Origin of the sequence: Pseudomonas sp. GL-R-19 (assembly GCF_019956375.1) — a bacterium.
Classification (GTDB): Bacteria; Pseudomonadota; Gammaproteobacteria; order Pseudomonadales; family Pseudomonadaceae; genus Aquipseudomonas.
Map to the genome: position 1 here is coordinate 110456 of NZ_JAHBDJ010000004.1, position 20582 is coordinate 131037.

At 58.3% G+C, this 20582-nt stretch carries 20 protein-coding genes and 1 pseudogene; 10 read left to right on the forward strand and 11 right to left on the reverse strand.

Features of this window, described 5'->3' with window-relative positions; translation table 11 throughout:
• Positions 1-5: 5 nt before the first annotated feature.
• The gene (locus KGA83_RS02555; protein ID WP_411741897.1) at positions 6-212 is read right to left on the reverse strand and encodes a hypothetical protein; all 207 of its coding nucleotides are present in this window, start codon (positions 210-212) and stop codon (positions 6-8) included.
• 360 nt (positions 213-572) lie between these two features.
• Here KGA83_RS02555 and KGA83_RS02560 point away from each other — a divergent pair, with 360 nt between their 5' ends.
• The 5 genes from KGA83_RS02560 (at position 573) to KGA83_RS02585 (ending at position 7610) form a co-directional block, all read left to right on the forward strand.
• Positions 573-1238, forward strand: coding sequence for a hypothetical protein (locus tag KGA83_RS02560; protein ID WP_223528182.1), 666 nt, complete (start codon positions 573-575; stop codon positions 1236-1238).
• Between the two features lie 682 nt (positions 1239-1920).
• Positions 1921-2661, forward strand: a complete 741-nt coding sequence (locus KGA83_RS02565) for a DUF3944 domain-containing protein (RefSeq protein WP_223528185.1) — start codon at positions 1921-1923, stop codon at positions 2659-2661.
• A complete protein-coding gene (locus tag KGA83_RS02570; RefSeq protein ID WP_194933453.1) occupies positions 2661-3557 on the forward strand; it encodes a hypothetical protein in 897 nt (298 codons plus the stop codon). Before KGA83_RS02565 ends, KGA83_RS02570 begins: the two co-directional genes overlap by 1 nt.
• A 625-nt stretch (positions 3558-4182) precedes the next feature.
• Entirely contained in the window at positions 4183-5658 is a 1476-nt protein-coding gene (locus KGA83_RS02580) for a DUF262 domain-containing protein (protein ID WP_223528189.1), read from the forward strand.
• Complete coding sequence (locus KGA83_RS02585) at positions 5655-7610, forward strand: DUF262 domain-containing protein (RefSeq protein ID WP_223528192.1); 1956 nt, start codon at positions 5655-5657, stop codon at positions 7608-7610. Before KGA83_RS02580 ends, KGA83_RS02585 begins: the two co-directional genes overlap by 4 nt.
• Before the next feature lie 581 nt (positions 7611-8191).
• On the opposite strand, the gene KGA83_RS02590 is transcribed toward KGA83_RS02585, so the two are convergent.
• Positions 8192-8455 (reverse strand): hypothetical protein, encoded by a 264-nt coding sequence (locus KGA83_RS02590; RefSeq protein ID WP_108219809.1) that lies wholly within the window; start codon positions 8453-8455, stop codon positions 8192-8194.
• Positions 8456-8658: 203 nt separating this feature from the next.
• Here KGA83_RS02590 and KGA83_RS02595 point away from each other — a divergent pair, with 203 nt between their 5' ends.
• The gene (locus KGA83_RS02595) at positions 8659-9120 is read left to right on the forward strand and encodes an isochorismatase family protein (protein WP_223528195.1); all 462 of its coding nucleotides are present in this window, start codon (positions 8659-8661) and stop codon (positions 9118-9120) included.
• A 29-nt stretch (positions 9121-9149) separates the two neighbouring features.
• Here the strand turns inward: KGA83_RS02595 and KGA83_RS02600 are convergent, their stop codons facing one another.
• Positions 9150-9401: a helix-turn-helix transcriptional regulator gene (locus tag KGA83_RS02600; protein WP_223528198.1), complete on the reverse strand. Its 252-nt coding sequence runs from the start codon at positions 9399-9401 to the stop codon at positions 9150-9152.
• Positions 9402-9815: 414 nt separating this feature from the next.
• Between KGA83_RS02600 and KGA83_RS02605 the strand changes: the two genes are divergently transcribed.
• On the forward strand, positions 9816-10178 hold the full coding sequence (locus KGA83_RS02605; protein WP_223528201.1) for a DUF6124 family protein: 363 nt from the start codon (positions 9816-9818) through the stop codon (positions 10176-10178).
• Between the two features lie 89 nt (positions 10179-10267).
• Here KGA83_RS02605 and KGA83_RS02610 read toward each other — a convergent pair whose 3' ends face one another.
• The 3 genes from KGA83_RS02610 to KGA83_RS02620 form a co-directional block, all read right to left on the reverse strand.
• Entirely contained in the window at positions 10268-11176 is a 909-nt protein-coding gene (locus KGA83_RS02610) for a YeeE/YedE thiosulfate transporter family protein (protein WP_223528204.1), read from the reverse strand.
• A 626-nt stretch (positions 11177-11802) separates the two neighbouring features.
• Complete coding sequence (locus KGA83_RS02615) at positions 11803-12636, reverse strand: phosphatase PAP2 family protein (RefSeq protein ID WP_108219814.1); 834 nt, start codon at positions 12634-12636, stop codon at positions 11803-11805.
• 34 nt (positions 12637-12670) lie between these two features.
• Positions 12671-13342, reverse strand: a complete 672-nt coding sequence (locus tag KGA83_RS02620; protein WP_223528207.1) for a histidine phosphatase family protein — start codon at positions 13340-13342, stop codon at positions 12671-12673.
• A 50-nt stretch (positions 13343-13392) separates the two neighbouring features.
• Between KGA83_RS02620 and KGA83_RS02625 the strand changes: the two genes are divergently transcribed.
• From KGA83_RS02625 to KGA83_RS30040, 3 genes and pseudogenes are all read left to right on the forward strand, one after another.
• Positions 13393-13602: a hypothetical protein gene (locus tag KGA83_RS02625; protein WP_223528210.1), complete on the forward strand. Its 210-nt coding sequence runs from the start codon at positions 13393-13395 to the stop codon at positions 13600-13602.
• Positions 13602-14663, forward strand: a pseudogene (locus KGA83_RS30035) (methyl-accepting chemotaxis protein); the annotation flags it as partial. The gene KGA83_RS02625 and the pseudogene KGA83_RS30035, both read left to right, overlap by 1 nt.
• Positions 14658-15521, forward strand: a complete 864-nt coding sequence (locus tag KGA83_RS30040) for a methyl-accepting chemotaxis protein (RefSeq protein ID WP_371319131.1) — start codon at positions 14658-14660, stop codon at positions 15519-15521. The pseudogene KGA83_RS30035 and the gene KGA83_RS30040, both read left to right, overlap by 6 nt.
• Positions 15522-15594: 73 nt before the next feature.
• Here the strand turns inward: KGA83_RS30040 and KGA83_RS02635 are convergent, their stop codons facing one another.
• The 5 genes from KGA83_RS02635 to KGA83_RS02655 all read right to left on the reverse strand — a co-directional run bounded on the left by KGA83_RS02635 (position 15595) and on the right by KGA83_RS02655 (position 20491).
• Positions 15595-15900 carry a helix-turn-helix domain-containing protein gene (locus KGA83_RS02635; protein ID WP_108219817.1) on the reverse strand — a complete coding sequence of 102 codons (306 nt, stop codon included), beginning with the start codon at positions 15898-15900 and terminating at the stop codon, positions 15595-15597.
• On the reverse strand, positions 15893-16258 hold the full coding sequence (locus KGA83_RS02640; RefSeq protein WP_108219818.1) for a type II toxin-antitoxin system RelE/ParE family toxin: 366 nt from the start codon (positions 16256-16258) through the stop codon (positions 15893-15895). The genes KGA83_RS02635 and KGA83_RS02640 overlap by 8 nt, the downstream gene beginning before the upstream one ends.
• Before the next feature lie 168 nt (positions 16259-16426).
• On the reverse strand, positions 16427-17884 hold the full coding sequence (locus KGA83_RS02645; protein WP_108219819.1) for a D-aminoacylase: 1458 nt from the start codon (positions 17882-17884) through the stop codon (positions 16427-16429).
• A 65-nt stretch (positions 17885-17949) separates the two neighbouring features.
• The gene (locus tag KGA83_RS02650) at positions 17950-19395 is read right to left on the reverse strand and encodes a SulP family inorganic anion transporter (protein ID WP_108219820.1); all 1446 of its coding nucleotides are present in this window, start codon (positions 19393-19395) and stop codon (positions 17950-17952) included.
• A 202-nt stretch (positions 19396-19597) separates the two neighbouring features.
• The gene (locus KGA83_RS02655) at positions 19598-20491 is read right to left on the reverse strand and encodes an NAD-dependent epimerase/dehydratase family protein (protein WP_223528217.1); all 894 of its coding nucleotides are present in this window, start codon (positions 20489-20491) and stop codon (positions 19598-19600) included.
• Between the last annotated feature and the right edge of the window lie 91 nt (positions 20492-20582).

The following is a 20582-nucleotide window of genomic DNA, read 5'->3' on the forward strand; positions in this document are numbered from 1 at the left end:
GCGCCTCATCGGCATCCAGGACCAGCTGCACACCAGGCCATGGGCAGCGTCGGTAGCAGGGATCCCGTGACGTCACCTAGGCTGCCAAGCAGCACCAGCGCCAGCCCCCCGCCGTTGATGGTACCGATGTAGATCGGCGAAAACGCCTGCTCATGCTTGCTGGCACACGCCAGGTCCGGCACCGAGCCACACAGCACTCTCGACAGAGGCAAAGCAATTAGCCATCATCGTTGCGGGCAGCTCACATGCACGATGCCATCGCCAAATCCACGACGCACCTTGTCGCACCCGCCTCCACTGATCGACTACCCCCATCGGGCCCGACGAACGCTTGTATGAGGATGGGCGCAGCAAGCCCAGCGGCGGTGGATTTCAAAAATATCGGAGTTTCGGTACCGAAGTTACCGATGGAGTGGAGCGGGCGAATCTGGGGTGCAGACGGCGATGATTGAAGCACTTGGGGAAGCAGGGTGGCCAGCATTAACGGCGGTGACCTGCCCTGATCCCCTGTCCCTGTTGAACATTGAGAACGACCCAACCTACTGCATCGGATGCTGCGCACCATGAATGTGATGAACGTAATGCCCCAACTGTCCCTGTCCCCCTATGGCCCGGTTAACGAAGCTGGGGAGCAAGTACATTTTCGTCAAGGCGACCTTGACGGCGCCTGCGGCCCCTACAGCCTTCTGATGGCGCTAGTTGCCAACGGCATCATCAGCCGCTTCGAGGCCAGCTACATGGGGCTGAACGACGGCCGTACCCGGCTGGGTAAATTCCATAACCGCCTGGCCGAATTCGGCGGTCTGATCAATAACGGTACCAACGGATGTGACCTGGACTGGCTAGTCGACTGCTTTCGCAACCAGATCAGCCTTGAGAAATTCAGCGGCAACACTCGCTCCATGGTGACCGAGCTGGTGGCAGCAGTAACCAATGGCTACTCCACCATCATCGGGGTCGACTGGCCGGGCGGCGAAGGTCATTGGTTACTGGTCGTTGGCTATCAAGGTCAGGTGATAGAAGTAGCAGGTGCCAAGTCCCAGACCAACGTCACCCACCTGCTCTGCCTCGATCCATTCCTCGAAGCCCCTCGGGTGTCACTGTGGAATGCAGTCCTGGAGGTGCAAACTGCCGATGGAACGGTGGTCAATGCCGGGCCGTTTCCGTCCAACCATTGGGGTGGTGTCGAACCGAGCAAGTGCCGGATTACCAATGGATTGGGCATTGGGAAGCGGTAGGGCTTGGCTGGGCTTTTCGAGCGGCCGACAAACGTATTTTCAAAATTATCCGGAGCAAGATTGATGACCACTCCTCGAGTTCCTAATGCACTTTGGGCACAAATTTCCAACCTCAGTGGCCAGCGTTTAGATACACCTGCCAACCGGTCGGATTTTGAAGTTCAGGCAGTCAGCCCTACTCACGTGACCATAGCGACACACAGCAGCACTGTCAGTGTTTCGCGGCAGGCATTTGAACAGACGCTGGACTATCTGCTCACTCAGGGACATCAGGGGCATTCCAATCAGGTCGCTATCGGCTCCAATAAAGACCCTTTGCTGGCAAGTCCGCTTTGCCAGGCTGCACGCAGAGAACCTGGTGGTAGTTCCGGGCCCATGGTGATCACGTATGTGCTACCGATTCTTGAAGCATGTGGATCAGTAGGTATAGGTCGAACCGCCCGCCCCAGTACAGTCTGGTTGTTACCATGAGTCTGTAAGGGAGTGACATTGTATGAATCCCTTTCGGCGACACTGTCAGCGCCAAGCGCGTCGTGGTGGCCGGTTACGGCGACTCCCAGCCTATCCCAGGTATCGCACCAGAGGATGCCCAGCAACGGCGCATCGAAGTGCGCTGGGTGACACAGGAAGATCGCTAGGCCGTGTTCGCCACACTTTTCACCACAGATAAAGGATTCCAGTAATGGGTATCACCTACAGACAAGATGACGACCTGGCGTTTCTCCAGTACTGCACGGAGGAAGACATCCGCCAGCTGGCCAAGTACCTGATGCTCGATAACGATGGCGAAAAACGAGTTGCCAGTGAGATCGCTAACGATGAGCAATTCAAGAAACTGGAGGGCCAGCCGGACCAGTGGCGCCAGTGCTGGAAACTGGTGGCCGGTGAACTGCAGCATTTCGGTGGCGATTCGATCGTCAACTTGTTTCGCCGCCAGGGAGTGCTGTACAAGGAAATGCTCTGCGACGTCTGCGACAAGGCAAAAGCCAAGTACGATAGCAAATCGTCTGCCTATGACATCGAAAACAAGTTGATCGAACGCCTGGTCGAGCAGTCTTGGGACAGCATGTCTGACTCCGAAAAACGCAAAGCCATGGAGTCGATGAATCTTCCTGGGGCCATTGAGTCTATGCCCCTGGCCGCAATCATCAAAGCTATCAGCTCAGGCGGCATAGGGTCCTTCGAGTGGTCTGCTTGGCTCGCCAATTCCGCCCGCCAGTACTTCGGCAATGCCTTGGTCATGGGCGCCGGTGGCGCCGCTGCGTTGATTGGCGGACGCGCCGTGGCCGCCTTCGCCGGGCCGGTCGCGGCTATCGCCGTGACCATACCGTTGCTAAGCGGCACCGCCTATCGGGTCACCATTCCAGCGGTCATCCAGATCGCCTACATGCGCCGCAAATACGAAAAAGAGGACCGTTTCTGATGCAAGCCGCCGCCGACCTACTGCAGAAAATCTGGGTTCTCGATGAAGCCGCCTTCTCCAAAAAACTGCTCGACGCCTTGGCTCAGGGTAAAGCTGTGATCCATGACGGCGTGGCCTACTGGAAAGCAGGTAGTGGCGAGAGTGGGATTATTCAACACCTGCCATTCAAGGAAACCATGATCAAGTCCGCCGAAGAAGCGATCAAAGCCGCACAAATGACAACCGTCATGGCCGCAGCCGCTTCCACCTGCGTGATCCTCGGCGCGTTGATCATCCAGACCAAATATCTGGCCGCAAAACTCGACAAGATCCAGAACACCGTCGACGAAATCGCCAAAGACCTGCACGCCCAGAACATTGTCTATTATATGGACAAAGTCACCGATTACATCGGAGGGATAGAAGTTGCCCGCACCCTGCTGAAGGACCGCAGCCTGGCCCATGAGATCAGGGAAGTGGCCTACCCACTGCTGGCCACCTCAGCGGCCAAGCGCAACCACGCGCTGTCCTTCATCGACAATATCCTCAACCTGGCGCATAACAGCAACGAACTGACCAACAAACACTACGAACTGGTGGTCAACTTCGCCCACATGATGCTGGAAATCATGCCCCTGGGAATGCACACCGAATACCTGCTGGCCGCCCGCGTCGGCAAACCACAATTGGCCCAGCAAATCCTGGAGGACGGTGCCGAGCGCTACCAGGGAGCCATGAATCTCTACAAAAACTTCCTAAACGAACAACACCGCAATCTGATCCGCGGCAGCATCGGCGAAAAGGCCGAAATCTTCCATCGCATCGAACACAAAGCCAAACAACTGATCCACTCGGAAGAAAACCGGCTGCTGCTGTCCCTGCCCAATGGTCGTATGGCTATTCTGGAAGCGGCCTGAGTCCCAGCCCTAGAGCTGAAGCCTGATTGCTTGTTACAGCTTGCATGCAAGCGATCAGGCCCGGATCTTCAACTGGGATGTAAGCCCCCCTTCTGAGGTGCTCATCTGATCAAACTCAGGGCCTCACAATGCCGTTTACCAGGTCATAGACCAGCGTAAACGCTACGTCCGCTCGCGAGGTGTAATTGCTGCCCTTACTTACAGCCATCAACACCGCCGCAAATACTCCGCCACCGCTTTCTCCAACCACCCTGCCGCCCGCATCCTCAATTCCTTGCTCCCACACTTCGAGCAGCGCTCAAACCACTCCCCAGGCAGCAGTGCATCGCTCAGAGGCACCACGGTTTGCTTCCAAGTGCAAAAAACCACAAAAAAGTGGGGGAACAAATGGGGGGATCAGAACGTTTTTCAAAACACCTAAATCATTGTTTTTCAAAAAGTCAGAGGCAGCACGGTCCCGGAAAATGTTGTCGACATTTGGTGGCCCTTGATGGCTGCGTCTCCTGCGTGCATCGCCTGCTTGTTTCCACCTCGCCTCACTGACATCATCAAGCCATCACTTGGGATGAGACTTGTCATTCCACCCCTTCCGCAGGTTCCGCCAACTCCAGGAAAAACGCTACACATGACGCAGCCCCTCAAGGACGAAGTTCAAATGCTGCTAAGCGGCCTCGTCACCCCCGATATCGTCGTAGCCAGCACCTCCGTTGCCGCATTGCTAGGCGGCGAGTCGATCCGCGGCAGCGACGACCGCCACATTAAAGGCCGGTTGACCATCCCCGAATACCAGCGCCCTTACCGCTGGCAGATCAAACACCTGCAACGCCTACTGAACGATCTCACCGAATACTTCTCACCGTCTGTGGGTGCATCGCCGTCTGAGCACGACTTCTATCTGGGCAGCATCATCGTCCACCAATCGCGCCCGCCAAGGATGCGCACCGACGTCTTGAACATCATAGATGGCCAGCAGCGCCTGATTACCCTGGCATTGCTGGCGCATGTGCTGAAGCAACGAGATCTCGCCAAAGGCATCGAATTGGCCTCTCCAGAGTCCCAGACCCGCGCCCTGGGCAATCTGCGCTGGCTTGAGCAACAGCCGTTGCCATCGGTGGACTTCTCTCGGATGAACATCACCTTGGTCGTCACCCGCAGTGAGGATGACGCCTATCACTTCTTCGAGACGCAGAACACCGGCGGGGTCCGACTGGACGGCCCGGCGATCCTCAAGGCGCATCACTTGCGTGGGGTGTCGCGGCAGGAGCAGGACAAGCACGCGCGGCGCTGGGAGGCCTGGGGCAAGCTGGACGACACGATGGATGCGCTGATGAAGGCGCGTCACTGGCAACAGCTGAAGTGGCGCAGTCTCTCGAGCCACCGTCAGCCGCTGCAGATGCGTGAGGAGATTGTCGCGGAGTTGGCCGAGCGCACCGGACAGGGCCGGGATGTGGCGTATCGCACCGCGCGAGTCAGCCATTTTGGCGAAGGCCAGGCCTTGCAGGTGGACAGTGGATACGCGATGCGTCAGCCAATCAATGCCGGTACCAATGCCATTCACTACTTCGATTATTTCCATGAGCTGCGTCGGGCGGTGTTGATCAGGCGCGATGACAACAGCCTTACGCCTTTTCATCAGCTCTACGACGAGTTGGTGGTTAAGGCCAACGGCAGCGAGTTTTTACGCAAGCTCTTTGACTGTGCGGTGTTGCTGTATGTCAGCCAGTTTGGTCGACAAGGGCTGTTGGAGGCGGGGTGCTGGTTGTTCAGGGTGATCTTCTCGCCGCGGCTGAGCAATGAAAAGGCCGTGCGTGAAAGCACAGCGCAGAGTTTTGCCGAGCACAATCCGGTGTTGGACTGGATTGCCTACAGCTACACCCATGACGAGCTGATCGAGATTTTGCAGAGGTTCAGTTATCCCATTGCTGAGCGACTGGACGAGAATAGTGTGAAGTACCGGTTCGTGCGTACTGTGCAGGTGTACTTTTCGATGGGCTTGAGCAAGTCGGGCGAATCGCTGCAGGCGGACTTTGATGTTGAACTCAAGCAGGTCATCAGCCACATGCTCGAAAAACGCTCTTCCAACCAGGCAGGTGTGCAATGAATGCCAGTGTCCGTTCATATGTCCAGGCGCCAGCCTTGTTGTGCGCTGCAGAGATCACGCTGATCATCCCCAGCTATCAGCGCCCTTATGTCTGGCCGAGCGAGGATGTTGTCGGTCTGCTGGAGCAGATCATGGTGGCCTGCGACACCGACGCGCCGCATTACTATATCGGCACGGTACTGACGTCCGCCGTCACCCCACGCGACTCAGGACACACCCACACTCTCTATGAAGTGATCGACGGTCAGCAGCGCATGACCACCTTGATGCTGCTTGCCCTCGCGCTGACGGCGGTGGTGCCCGACAACGCGCTGGCGAAGTTCATCGTATGGAACAAGCAGCCCCGGCTGACCTTTGCCATTCGTGACGAAGTGCAGCGACTGTTTGCGGCGTGGGCCGGGCTTGATGCCGAGGAAAATACGGGCAGGGCCTCTGAGTCGGACGAAGCTTACATCAAGCACCTGACCGCTGCCCGCAAGGCGCTTGACGATCGGTTGGGAGCGTTGCGCAGCCAGCGGGGGGAGGCGTATCTGGCCGAGGTGGCCGAGTACCTGTATGCGAAGGTGCGATGGGTGAACAACATCATGCCCCCGGGCATGGACCTGAACCGACTGTTTTCGACCATGAACAACAGCGGCGTGCAGTTGGAGCACAGTGACATTCTCAAGTCCCGTCTGCTGGCTGTTATCGAGACGCAGAAGCTGCGTTTCGATGCTATCTGGCAGGCCTGTGAAAACATGGAAGACTTCTTCGAGCGCAATCTGCGCAAGGTCTTTCCGGACGCGGATTGGAAACGCCTGAAACAAGATGACCTGGTCAGGCATTGTGTGACGACCTTCCCGCTCAAACGCGTCCCCGCCGGGGATGTGCAGGGTATGACCATTGCACAGTTAGCCAAACTGTCAGTGGTCGAATCGGACGAGTCCAAAGCACGGCAGGAGCCCGTGCGTTATTGTCGCCCGATTATCAGTTTTGGCCTCCTTCTGATGCACGCCTACCGCATCTATCTCAAGGAGCACCGCCTGGACGATGTCGAGGTGCGCCTGCATGACAGTCGGCTCAACGACTACTTTGCCGACTTCATCGCCCACGCCACTGAAAGACAGGCTAAGGCCTTCATCGAATGCCTGTGGGCGGTGCGTTATCAGTTCGACCTGTGGGTAGTAAAATGGCTGCCGGAGGCTGACAGTCAGGTCTGGAATCTGCGTCAAACCAACGTCAGCCGAAGCCGCTCCGACAACGGCTGGCGACTTGCCCGCACCCGACTGGAAAGCAGCGACCTGAGCCAGTTGCAGAGTGTGCGAAACTTCACCGGCGAGCGAAGTGCGCAGTATTGGTTGACGCCGTTTCTCGGGGCGTTGGTGGCTGGCGAGGCAAAGACGCAAGCGCAGGTCGTGGCGCTGCTGGAGCGCATTGACAATCAACTGTCCCTGGCCGAAGACAGTCAGAAGGAAGCCAGCTTTGCGCTTTTGGCCGGTCATGATTTCGCCATGCGGGGCATCGACACAGTTATCGATGACTTGAAAGAGCCCAACGGCACTCGCTTCGAGCATTACTGGTTCCAGAAACTGGAATACATTCTCTGGCGAGAGCGCAGCCGTTTCGGTTTCTTTGACGCGTCCAAGCTGGCGGCCTACCGAATCACCTCGAAGAACTCTGTGGAGCATGTCCATCCCCAGCGGGAGGAGTTCGGCGTTGAGTTGGCTAAGGTTCACCTCGACAGCTTTGGCAACCTGGTGCTGCTGAGTCCTGGCGAAAACTCGTCCTACAGCAACCAGCGCGTCGGTAAGAAGCGAGAAGACTTCAAGGGCAAGCCCCGTTACGACTCGCTCAAACTTGCTCACATCTTCAGTGGCAAAGCCGAGATGGAATGGGATGCGCCTGCTATCGACCGGCACCAGGCGCAGATGTTGGTGTTGATCAAGGAGCACTATGACGCGACGGGGACCTAAAGACTGCGCCCGGTCCCACATGCCCAAAGGCATCACTGGGGGGACCGCGCGAAGTTCGGGAAATAGTCGACGTAATCTCACACTAAGCATGCCACCGGGATGTCCGCTTCGGGCAGATTCTGTTGAAAAAGTCGACCATGGTTTGCGCAGCAAAAAAGTATGCGTCCGAGATTGAAATCTTTACTTTCGGCAGAGGCTTCCGGACTCGGATTTCACGTAGCAGTGTGCAAAAAAGGCGTTTTAACCAGTCAATGCCCAGTCTGTTTGGGCGAACCGACTTTTTCAACAGAATCGGCAGTTCTCTGCCGATCATGGTTACGAAGCGTGCTGGTCAACTCCGATGCAATCGGTGGTCAGATCGAATGCAAATGGGTGGTCAAGTGGCGTGCAGTATTCCAACTGGTATTCCAACTAAAAATAAAAACAGATATTAATTTTATAAATCAATATCTTACTGAGCGGATTCAAATTACCCCGGCCCACCAATTGAGACACCAACGAAGCCCGCCCCGTGCGGGCTTCGTTGTTTCTGGGCGTATCACAAGCCCTGCAACAGTCTGAAGAAGAACCCACTCCAACGATCAGTACTTGATGTCCCGGGCCGTGCGACGGGTATCCTGCTTGGTGCTGCGCTTGTCCTGGCGACAGTCTACGTTGCTCTTGTCATTGCCTTTTCTACAATCATCCTTGGTTTGCCGGGCAGTGGAGCGACCTTCCTGCCTGGTATCGCGAGCTTCACGCCGTTGTTGACCCTGCTCGGTCGCGTAGGCGGGTAGCGTCACCCACTGCACGCCAGTGGCGATGAGCAGCGTCGCCAGGGCTATCAAGTAGTGCTTGCGAATCATGATTTTTCTCCAAAGCCATATCGCTCGGTCGCTTCGTTCGCTCCCCCCAGGAATTCCGCGAAAGTGTGAATTACATCGTACGCTCACAACTCACAAAAGCACTTTGTGGCAGGTGAAATCTGACGATAGGGTTACATGGACAGTCGCGCGATGCCGCTATGTGCACAGTCGCCCCTATCACTGCCATCACCTCGGAGAAGCCCATGCGCCAAGCCCTCCTGATCATCGACGTACAACCCGGCTTTGCCCCGCCGCAGTGGCTGATCGACGGTATCCAGGCGCTCATCGGCACTCTGCCCAGTGTCGCCACGGTCGAGCGCCATGACGAATCCATAACCCCCTTCGAAAAACAGCTCGGTTGGCACCCAGCACCGGACGATGACAGCCTGATCCAGGCCGACCGCATTTTTATCAAGCACGGCTACGCGCCCACACCGGAAACCATCGACTACCTGAGAAGCCTCAACGTCGAACGCGTGCTGGTGTGCGGCCTGCAGGCCGAAACCTGTTGCCTGGCGGCGGGGTTTGCGCTGTTTGATGCGGGTTTGCAGCCGACGTTGATCACGGATTTAACGGTGGGGTCATCGCTGGACCGGACGGGCGGGTTGGGGGTCCGGCTTTGGGAGCATCATTTCAAGCACACGGTAAAACTGGCGGATTTGTAAGCTGTTGTGCTCACGCAAAAGCCGTCGTTTCACTCGAACAGTTCACCTAGCTCTTCAAGCATTGGCAGTGCTGCCGGAATCACAGAAAGCTCACAATCCAATGCGCACAAAACTCGGGCATACGCGACCATCGCAACGGTGGATGTCCCCTTTTCCACGGCAATAACTTTCTGTCGCGGCAACCCGGAAAGCTTGGCAACTCTTGCTTGCGTCAGTCCGAGACTCTTACGCTTTTCACGTATTTGGTGCCCCAGGCGGGAGAGTAGAAGAGATTGATCCATGTTCGGTTACCGTTACATTGGTGATCGAATGTATTGCATACCGGACATTACTGCGAATCGTTTTGACCGCGCATCCAAGCGGTTACCTATCTCGATGTCTTCCTCACGTCCTAGGACATTTCCCGCAAAACGCATCGCCTTTCAGGAACTGGCGGAAGCAACTTCTCGACGATAGCCTTCAGGGGTCGCTGCGAATCAGCGATCGGCTTTGACAGGCTGAGGAGCTACCTTCCACTCTTCCTGATAAAACGGCATGCTTCTGCGCGTTCTGTTTTTATGGTGGCTGTGCGTGGGGCATCTTCGGATGCACCGGTTTTGTTGCTCCCCGGTCTGTCAACCTGCGTACAGCTGCCACCCTCATCTGATTGACAGCAGATAGTTGGCAGCTCCTTCAACCAAAGACGGAGCACAATCATGAAAAAACATAGTCCCAACCCGCCAAACACTGCACCTGACTCAACAACCGAAACACCCGACTTTTCCAACCTCTCCGACCTCACCGAACCCACCATCAGCGCCCGCCTGCGCAACCCCAATCACCTCGACCCGATCAGCCACGTCTTCACCCTGCGCCCCAACATCGACACACCGTCCCTGCTCACCCACGCCAGCGAAACCCTCGCCTCGCTCAACGTCATGAGCACCGACCTTGCTTGCGAGCTTGAGAGTTCGCGTCGCAACATCGCCCTGGCGATCCAGCAGTTGGCCGTGCTGGCGCAATTGCTGGTGAACCGGGCACTGGACAACATCGCGCCACTCGACGAAGTTGAGGCGTGAAATGAAGGCCTGCCTGATGGCAGGCCATTACCGGCCCGCACACAAAAAATCTGACACTCTCAGGTCGTCCGACTCCAGAGCCGCGATCATCAAGCACGCAGCCGCCTCACCCCAACCCCCACCAATATCCCCAACACAATCGACACCAACGGCACCGCTCCCACCCAGGTCAGCGTCGGAAACACCAACAAAATCTGCGAGTCATTCCCGCCGAGCATCATCGATGCACCGGTCCCCATCAACACGCCCGCGAGCAAATGCCTGGCCGCTGTCATCGCTGCAAACCGCTGATAGCTGAACGTACGGCGGTGCAACGTGTAACAGAGCATGCCCAGCATCAGCATGGCGAACACCGTCACACGCGGGGTAGTCAATGATGTGTCGCCCGCCCCCCGGAACAGTTGCGAGAGATCGTAGAAAAATACGCTGGGCGTCCACAGCGGTTCGAAGGTGTAGAGGGCGCTGGTCAACGCCCCCAGCAGCAGGGCCGACAGCACCAGGTGCCTGTCGCCGTGAATCCGCACCAGGAACAGCAAAATCAGCAGCACGATGCCAATGACCAGCCAGTAATGACGACTGGTGATCATCGGCATTTGCAGTGCCCGGTGTTCGGGCAGCATGTTCAGGTGATGCCACAGTACGATGCCCAGCACCCACCCGAAGATGGTGAAGACCTTGTTGAGGTTGCCGCTGGCGAGTTTGGTCAGGGTGCCGACGCTGCATCCGTCGTTGAGCACCGAGGCGAGGCCAAACAACAACCCGCCACCGACCAGCGACAGATAGCCGACTTCAGGGATGAACAGCGGCTGACTGACGCCAGACAAGGCGTAGAGCGGTGCGAGCAACAGACCGAACAAACCACAGCTGACCAGTGACACGAACAGGGTCGGACGGCGCTTGAGCAGCAGCCCGATGGCATTGACCAGGCACATACCCATGCGCTGAGAGACCCAGCCGATGAGGAACGCCAGCAGTAGCGAAATCAGCAATGAAAACACGGGCCTCCCTGTTTCCGCGTGGTGGCATCAAGTCGATACCTGACAGACAGATTAGTCGCTGGGTTAACCGAGCAGAACAAACGCGATTTACAGCGGTTCCAGCAAGCCTGCCGCAAGGGCCGTTTGCGTGACCGGCCAGAAGCGGACTTTGCCGCGGATCAATTGCCGTAGCGCTGTCGCAAGCTCTGGTACGGGGCTTTGATCCAGATGAATTTTTCTTCACTCCACGGTTCCGTTTACTGCCTGTACATTGCACTCGCTCATTCAAGAAACTACGGTTTGCCCGCCCTCCCGCGGGCTTTTTTTTTGGTTCTTCACGCAATTCCGGGAAACACCGATAACGCAATACCTGTAGGAGCCGGCTTGCCGGCGATGGACTCACGTGCGCCGCGTTTATCCGATTTACACGCGTTATCGTTAACGACCTTCGCTGCGATGCGGCGACCCGACAAGCCAGCTCCTACAAGAGCCAGCTTGCTGCGATGGACTCACGTGCGCCGCGTTTATCCGATTTACACGCGTTATCGTTAACGACCTTCGCTGGCAAGCCAGCTCCTACAGGTTTCCTCGGACAACAAAAAACCCGCAGCCCTTTCGGGGTGCGGGTTTTTCAGTTCAACGCCAACTCAATTCACTGGTTGAGTCTGAGTCGCCGCTACCGGTTTTTGCACTTTGGAGAGCACCGGCTGTTCCAGCCTCGCTCGCCCGTAAAACGCCAGCGCCGTCAGCAAGCATGCCAGCCACACAAAGATCCCGGCCCAGAAGGTGTGGGACATGTAGTGCCAGCCTTGCAGCACCCGCGTTGTGCCGTAGATGAAACCGAGGGTCAGTGAGCCGTACATGATCGCTTTCGAATAGCGCCAGCGATAACGGCGAGCCACGAAGTACAAGGCCAGCATGGTAAAGCCGCCCGACGCATGTCCGCCCGGCCAGCAGCGCCCCTCACCGGCGACTTTCAGCAGGTCGAAGTTTTCATACCACTCAACGTGTTCCATTTTGCCGCCGTATTGGGTCGTCTCGATCGGGCAATACACGCTGGTGTGGCCCTTGAGGTAGTGAATGACCCCGGTGCTGATGGAGAACGCGAACACCACGTAGAGAAAGTCGCGACGATGCCGGGTGGCAAAGCGCAGCACCGGTGCGACTTTGATTTTTTCCAGGAAAGCGATGATTTTCGAGTGCTTTTCGGCCTTCAGGCGTGGCCAGAGAAATGACAGCAAGGCACCGATAATCGCAATTTCGCCGGTCCAGTTCGGAATGATCCGCGCCCATTTATGGGTGATTTTTTCGAACAGATGGACATGGTCCAACGGGTACGTCTGCGTTACCGGATCAAAAAAATAATTGTTGAAGGCGATGTCGATGCTGGTCATGTCGAACATCAGAAACACCGCGACCGCGCAGGCCAGCGGAATACCGAAATTCACCCAGTAAAAGCGGTAGCGAGAAGCGGTCAACATTGTGAATCCTGATTCAGAAAGAGGAGGGAAAAACTCAATGAGTGCTCACCGAGCTCCAGTCGGAAGCGTCGATGAAGCCAAGCAAGCGCGGAGTCTGCGGGGTTTCGGCGGAAATAAACAGTGAAGCGCCATAACCCAGGGTCGAAGGTGGTAACTCGAGGTCTTTCTCCAGTTGCTCCATGCACTCGCTGTGGGTCACCAGAACCAGGTTACGCCCGGCCACTTTATGCGCTAGCGCGTCACGCAGCATGGTGCCCTTGCAAATGATCAGCCAGTCTTCCCCCGTGCCAACCTTGTTGAACATGAAGTTGGCGGTCTGTGCCGTGCGCAGGATCGGGCTGTTGTAGATATCGGCGTTGTCCAGGCCAAGGTTTTTGAACTGTGCCCCGAGGCTCTCGGCAACACTACGAGAGCGCTCGGTAATGCCATCGTTGCCGACCAGGCAAGGCGCCGAGGAGTGATCGCAACGCTCGACGTGGCGCACCAGCACGATCATGTCGCCCTTGGCCCACCCCGTCATCAAAGCCTGTGCTCCGGCCACATTGCCGTGAGCCAGGTCCGGCGCGGTGGCGGGACGCAGCAAAAACACGGTCAGCGGGATGACCAGCAGCGCCGAGGCCAGCACCACCGCCGCGTTGCGATAGCGGGCGAAGCGGTTCAGATCGATCGAGCGTTTTATCCCGAAAAGACTCAGTCTTAATTCCACATCAAGCCGCCTCGCCGGCACGTATCACCTCATCAGATCACGGGAGGCTAATGAAACGTGCGTTGCCTGCGGGTGAAAGACATGTGAAAAAAAGCTTAAAACGCTGCAAAAACCTTGTTACAGAATCCGCCGCACAAAAACCTTTCAGCTCCCGGAATTGCTGCCGATACATCCTGCTTACACAGCTTGGCGGCCTCCAAAAAAAACAATCTTCCAGCCAACCGACGAAAAAGAAGCACTACGTTCCTGGAGGAATTTGATGAATAGCTGGTTCGGCAACATCAGTGTGAACCTGAAACTGGGCCTGGGATTTGGCCTGGTCCTGGTACTGACCTGCGTCCTCGCCCTGACCGGCTGGACCAGCCTGGGCGGGTTGATCGACCGCAGCAACTGGATGAGCGACATCACCCAGCTCAACGCCGGCCTGACCAAACTGCGTGTGGTTCGCCTGCAATACATGCTCACCAACGGCGACGAAACCGCCGCGCAGAGCGTGCAGACCACCCTCGACGCCTTCTCGGCTCAGCAGCAAGACCTGCTGGCGAAGTTCAAGAGCCCGGAAAACCTCAAGCTGCTCCGGGAGCAAGGCGCCGTCATCGACGCCTACAAGACGTCCCTGGGCAAGATGCGCAGCGCCTATCGCGCCGGCAACAGTGCCCGCGACGCCATGAATGCCAACGCCGAAACCGCCAACACGCTGATCAATGACATCAATACCCACGCGCAGCAAATGCCGTTGAGCGACCAGCGCTTTGAACAGTTCCAGGCCATTACGACGGCAAAGGAGGCGTTCCTCTTGGCCCGCTATGAAGTGCGCGGCTACACCGCCAGCACCGATGCCCAGACAGAGCAAAAAGCCGTTGGCCAACTGGACGCCGCCATTGCCAGCCTGAAACCGCTGAATGCGCATTTCGCCGATTCCCAACAAGACGCCCTGCGTCAGCTGGAAACGGCGCTTGGCAACTATCGCGGTGCCTTGCAGGCCTACAAGGCCGCCAGCAATGACGCGGTGCAAGCGCGCAAGGAAATGACCGACCAGGGTGCCGCCATCGTGGCCCAAAGCGATCAGCTGTATCAGATCCAGCTCGACCGCCGGGACGCCGAAAGCGCTCAGGCGCGCACCCTGCAACTGATCAGCACATTGCTGGCGTTGCTGGTGGGCATCATTGCCGCCGTGGTCATCACTCGCCAGATTACCCGCCCACTGCGCGAAACCCTGGCGGTGGTCGATCGCATCGCCAGCGGTGACCTGTCCCAGAACGTGGTGGTCAGCCGTCGCGATGAACTCGGCGTGTTGCAGCAAGGCATTGCGCGCATGGGCGTGACGCTGCGCGACTTGATCAGCGGCATCCGCGACGGCGTGACCCAGATCGCCAGCGCCGCCGAAGAGCTGTCGGCTGTGACCGAACAGACCAGTGCCGGGGTCAACAGTCAGAAAGTCGAGACCGATCAGGTCGCCACCGCCATGCACGAGATGACCGCCACCGTGCAGGAAGTCGCGCGCAACGCCGAAGAAGCCTCGCAAGCCGCTGCGGCGGCGGATGGCGAAGCCCGTGAAGGTGACAAAGTGGTCAACGAAGCCATCGCCCAGATCGAGCGCCTGGCCAGCGAAGTGGTGCGTTCCACCGAGGCCATGAGCGTGCTGCAACGGGAAAGTGACAAGATCGGCAGCGTCATGGACGTGATCAAGGCCGTGGCCGAGCAGACCAACCTGCTGGCGCTCAACGCCGCCATCGAAGCGGCCCGTGCCGGTGAAGCCGGTCGTGGTTTTGCGGTGGTGGCCGACGAGGTCCGTGGCCTGGCCCAGCGCACACAGAAATCCACCGAGGAAATCGAAGGCCTGGTGGCCGGCTTGCAGAACGGCACGCAACAAGTGTCGGCGGTGATGAACAACAGCCGCGTCCTCACCGACAGCAGCGTGGCCCTGACCCGCAAGGCTGGCGAGTCGCTAGAGAACATCACCCGCACGGTGTCCAACATCCAGTCGATGAACCAGCAGATCGCCGCCGCTGCCGAACAACAAAGCGCCGTGGCCGAAGAGATCAGCCGCAGCATCATCAACGTGCGCGACGTGTCTGAACAGACTGCTGCTGCGAGTGACGAAACGGCTGCGTCGAGTGTTGAACTGGCGCGGCTGGGGAATCAGTTGCAGATGATGGTGAGTCACTTCAGGGTCTAGGCCAAACACGTCAGCGAGTTGCCAGGAAGCCCTTTGAATAAAGGGCTTCTCTCATTCCAGGCAGTCGAGCTGCCTATTTGGCGAAGTTTTCGATTTTTACCTGGCCTTCAGGAAAGGTGGCGATGATTTCCAACTCGCCACCCATCGCGCGGATGTAGTTGCGCAAAGTGCTGATGTACATGTCTGTGCGCCGTTCCATTTTCGAGATTGCCGCCTGGTTGATGTGCAGGGCCTTGGCCAATGTTTCCTGGCTCAGTTCCTGGGCTTTTCGAAGCTCATGCAGAGGCATTTCTTTCAAGTGTTGTTGGAGCAACTGCTCGGCATCGGCACGTGACTCAGGCGACATGCGTGCTTGAAGCTCAGCGAATTTTTTAGCCATCGTTGCGGCCCTCTTTACGCAGTGTTTCCAAATGTTCGTCATACAACTTTTCGGCCATGGGGACATGAACTTCATACCAGCGATCCTGACCGGTCTTATCGCCACCGATCAGCAATAACGCAAATCGACGCGGATCAAATGCATACAGCACGCGATAAGGGCGACCACCATGCTGTATCCGCAGCTCTCGCAGATTGCCATGTCGCGAGCCCTTGATATCGCTGCTATGGGGAAATCCGAGACCCGGGCCGATGAGTTCCAACAAGTCGACACTCGCCGATACGCAAGCCTGCTCCTTTTCATTCAGATTGCCCCACCAATCGCCAAATTCATCCGTGTATTCAACGTCCCATTTCATACAAATATGCCACCTGCGGAATATAACCTCAAGGGAATAACTGTATGAGTTTCAGCGACGCTTCGACTAGCCTTGAGCCTCCACACAATTGTTAATGATGATTGCTGGTGGAACCTGGATGTCGTCGAGTTCTAGTGGGCGCGCGAGTGCTGGCGCAGTCCTCGAAACTCACTGGAACCCCGTACGCAAATCCCCTTCCCGTGCCAGGAACCGCCCTTCCCTGCGCCCGTTGGCCTGACCATCGCGGTAGCTCAACGCACCGTTGACCCATACGCCCTCGATACCTTGTGCTGCCTGCTGCGGATCGTTGAAATCGGCGACATCGCAGATGGTCGCCGGATCGAACAACACCAAGTCCGCCCAATGACCTTCGCGGATTTGGCCGCGCTCCTTCAAACCGAAGCGCGCCGCCGACAGCCCGGTCATTTTGTGCACGGCGGTGTGCAACGGGAACAATCCGACGTCGCGACTGAAATGCCCGAGCACCCGGGGGAATGCGCCCCACAAGCGTGGGTGCGGAAACGGGTCTTCCGGCAAGCCGTCGGAGCCGACCATCGACAGCGGATGCGCGAGGATTCTGCGCACATCCGCCTCATCCATCCCGTAGTACACCGCACCGGCCGGCTGCAGTTGGCGAGCGGCATCCAGCAACGGCACATTCCATTCGGCGGCGATGTCCATCAGGTCGCGGCCGCCCATTTCCGGGTGCGGGGTCGACCAGGTGATGGTAATGCGGTGGGCATCGGTCACCTGCTTGAGGTCCAGGGTCGAGGAGCTCGCCGCATATGGATAGCAGTCGCAACCCACCGGGTGGGTTTTCGCCGCTTCTTCGAGGGACACCAGCAATTGCGGACTGCGCCCCCAGTTTCCGGCGCCGGCGCATTTGAGGTGGGAAATGATCACCGGGCTTTGCGCATGGCGGCCGATCTTGAACGCCTCGTCCATGGCCTCCAGCACCGGTTCGAATTCGCTGCGTAAATGGGTGGTGTAGACCGCCCCGAACGCGGTCAACTCTTCGGTCAGTTGCATCACTTCATCGGTGGATGCCGAAAAGGCGCTGGCATAGGCAAGGCCGGTGGACAGGCCCAGCGCGCCGGCCTCAAGGCTTTCGCGCAGTTGCTCGCGCATCGCGCTGATTTCGTCTGCCGTGGCGGTGCGGAACAGGTCGTCCAGATGATTGCTGCGCAGCGCCGTATGGCCGACCAGCGCGGCGACGTTCAGCGTGGTGTTCGCCGCTTCGACCGCCGCGCGGTAGTCATGGAAGGTCGGATAAACGAACGCAGCAGCGGTGCCGAGCAGGTTCATCGGGTCCGGTGGATCGCCGCGCAAACTCACCGGCGAAGCACTGATCCCGCAGTTGCCGACGATCACCGTGGTCACGCCCTGGCTGAGCTTGGGCAGCATCTGCGGCTGACGAATCACAACGGTGTCGTCATGGGTGTGCACGTCGATGAAACCCGGCGCCAGCACATGGCCCTGCGCGTCGATTTCCTCGCTGGCACGGGCATCGCGCAAGTCGCCGATACGCTCGATGCGCCCGTTGAGAATGGCCACGTCGGCGGGGTAACCGGGGCTGTTGCTGCCATCGATGATCAGGGCCTTGCGAATCAGCGTGTCGTACAGCATGTCAGTCTCCCGGCGGTAAGTGATCGTCGCCGCCGCGGTATTCGTCGAGGGCGAGTTTATTACGCTCAGTCGTGTTGCATCCTGGCGCGCTTGAGCAATTTCTTGCAACGCTCGGACAAGTGCAGCACCCGCAGATGCTTGCCGGCCTTGGCATAGCGCTCGCGCAAGGTGTCCAGTGCGGCGATGGCCGAGTAGTCGACAAAACTCAGGTGCTGGCAATCCAGCGTCACTTGCACCGGGTCATTGGCCGTATCGAACTGATTGAGAAACGGTGTGGTCGAGGCGAAGAACAGCGTGCCATGCACCCGGTACAGCTTACTGCCGTCGTTCTCCAGATGGCTGTCGGCATACAGCTGACGGGCCTGCTGCCAGGCAAAGTTCAGCGCCGCAATGATGATGCCGCAGAGCACCGCAATGGCCAGATCGGTGAAAACGGTAATCACCGTCACCGCGATGATCACCAGCACGTCATTGAGCGGCACTTTGTTCAGCACCCGCAACGAGGCCCAGGCGAAGGTCTGTTGCGACACCACGAACATCACCCCGACCAGCGCGGCCAATGGAATGCGTTCGATCAGCGGCGACAGAAACAGAATGAACAGCAGGATCGACACCCCGGCCACCAACCCGGACAAGCGCCCGCGTCCGCCGGAACTGAGGTTGATCACGGTCTGGCCGATCATCGCGCACCCGCCCATGCCGCCGAACGCACCGGACACCAGATTCGCCGCCCCCAGCGCCACGCACTCGCGATCCGGGTAACCACGGCTCTCGGTGATTTCGTCGGTGAGGTTCAGGGTCAGCAGGGTTTCCAGCAACCCGACCAGCGCCATCAGGATCGCGTAGGGCGCGATGATGCCCAGGGTGTCCAGGTTCCACGCAATGTCCGGCAGCGCCAGCGTCGGCAAGCCACCGGCAATGTGCGCCATGTCGCCCAGGGTGCGGGTCGGCAGGCCAAGCAGATACACCGCCAGGCCCACACCGAGAATCGCCACCAGCGCCGGCGGCACGGTACGGGTCAGACGCGGCATCACATAGACAACGGCCATGGTTACCGCGACCAGCCCAAGCATCATGTACAGCGGCGTACCGCTCAACCAGGCCTCCCCGCTCTTGAAGTGCTCCAGTTGTGCCAGGGCAATGACGATCGCCAGGCCGTTGACGAAGCCGAGCATCACCGGGTACGGCACCATGCGCACCAGTTTGCCGAGCTTGAGCAGCCCGAACGCCATCATGATCAGCCCGCCCAGCAACACCGTGGCCAGCAGATACTGCACGCCGTGCTGCACCACCAGCGCGACGATCACTACCGCCATCGAGCCGGCCGCGCCGGACACCATGCCGGGTCGCCCGCCGAACAGCGCGGTCAGGGTGCAGATGATGAACGCGCCATAAAGCCCCATCAGCGGATTGAGATGAGCCACCAGCGCGAAGGCGATGCATTCGGGCAACAGGGCGAAGGACGTGGTAAGTCCGGCCAGGGCATCGGCGCGTAGACGTTTTGCTTTCATGAGGGATCGCACACAGGGAGAGACTGGAAAAGAGTGTGCGGATGTTACGGAATCAGAGGCAGCCCGGCCAGCAGATGGGCCAGTGGAAACGCAATCGCGAGCAGGCTCACTCCTACATTTAACCGCGTTCCATCAGAAGGAATGCAATCAAATGTAGGAGTGAGCCTGCTCGCGATGAACGATGACGCGGTCTGAAGCGAACTCACACCATATCGTCGCGAATCCACTCCACTACCGACGTGCGCTTCGGCACCCAACCCAGCAACTCCCGCGCATGCTTGCCACGCACCCGGCTGTTGGAGCCCAGTCCATAGTTGGCCATTTCATAGCCCCACTCGGCTTCCGCGTCCTTGAGCGGCCAGTCCTGCGGCTCGCCCAGGTTCAGCGCCTGGGCCATGGCGGTGGTCATGTCGATGAATGATGCTTCACCGCTTTCAACAAAGTAGAAGGTGCCGGGTACGTTTTCAGTCAGCGCCAGCAGGTACAGCGCAACCACGTCCTCGATGTGCACATTGGACCAGATGTTCCGGCCCGTGCCGACATGGCGCACCACACCGCTTTTGCGCGCCTGTTTGAGCAGGCGCGGCAACTGCACGCTGTCACGATGGACGCCCAGGCTGTGGCCGTAGATCAGCGTGTTGCAGATCACCGCCGAGTTCACCCCGTCCATGGCCGCCGCCAGGATCAGATTATCGATGGCCACGCGTGCAGCCTTGTCGACGGTCGGCTCCGGCAAGTTGTCTTCGAAGTAAATGACATCGCTGGATTTACCGCCCGAGGCATCCCCGACAATGCTCGAACCGCTGGTGTGCAGGAACACTTTGCCAGCACCGCGCAGGGCATCGAGCAGGGTTTCCACCGCACCACGATGATCACTGCTGGCCGCGTTGATCACCGAGTCGGCAGCCAACGCCTGATCGGCCAACAGGGCGGAGTCGTCGAGGGTGCCGATCACCGGGGTGATGCCCAGTGCACGCAGTTCATCGGCTTGTTCGGCGCTGCGCACCAGACCGGTGACGTTGTGGCCGGCCTGGACCAGGCCCGTGGCGATGGAACCGCCGATAAAACCGGCGGCACCGGTAACGAATACGTTCATGGAGAAACTCCCTGCGTGGATAAGTGATGCAAGGAGTATCAAGGAGCGATCACTGTCGAAAAATGCCCTCTGACCCAATTCACTTTTGCGC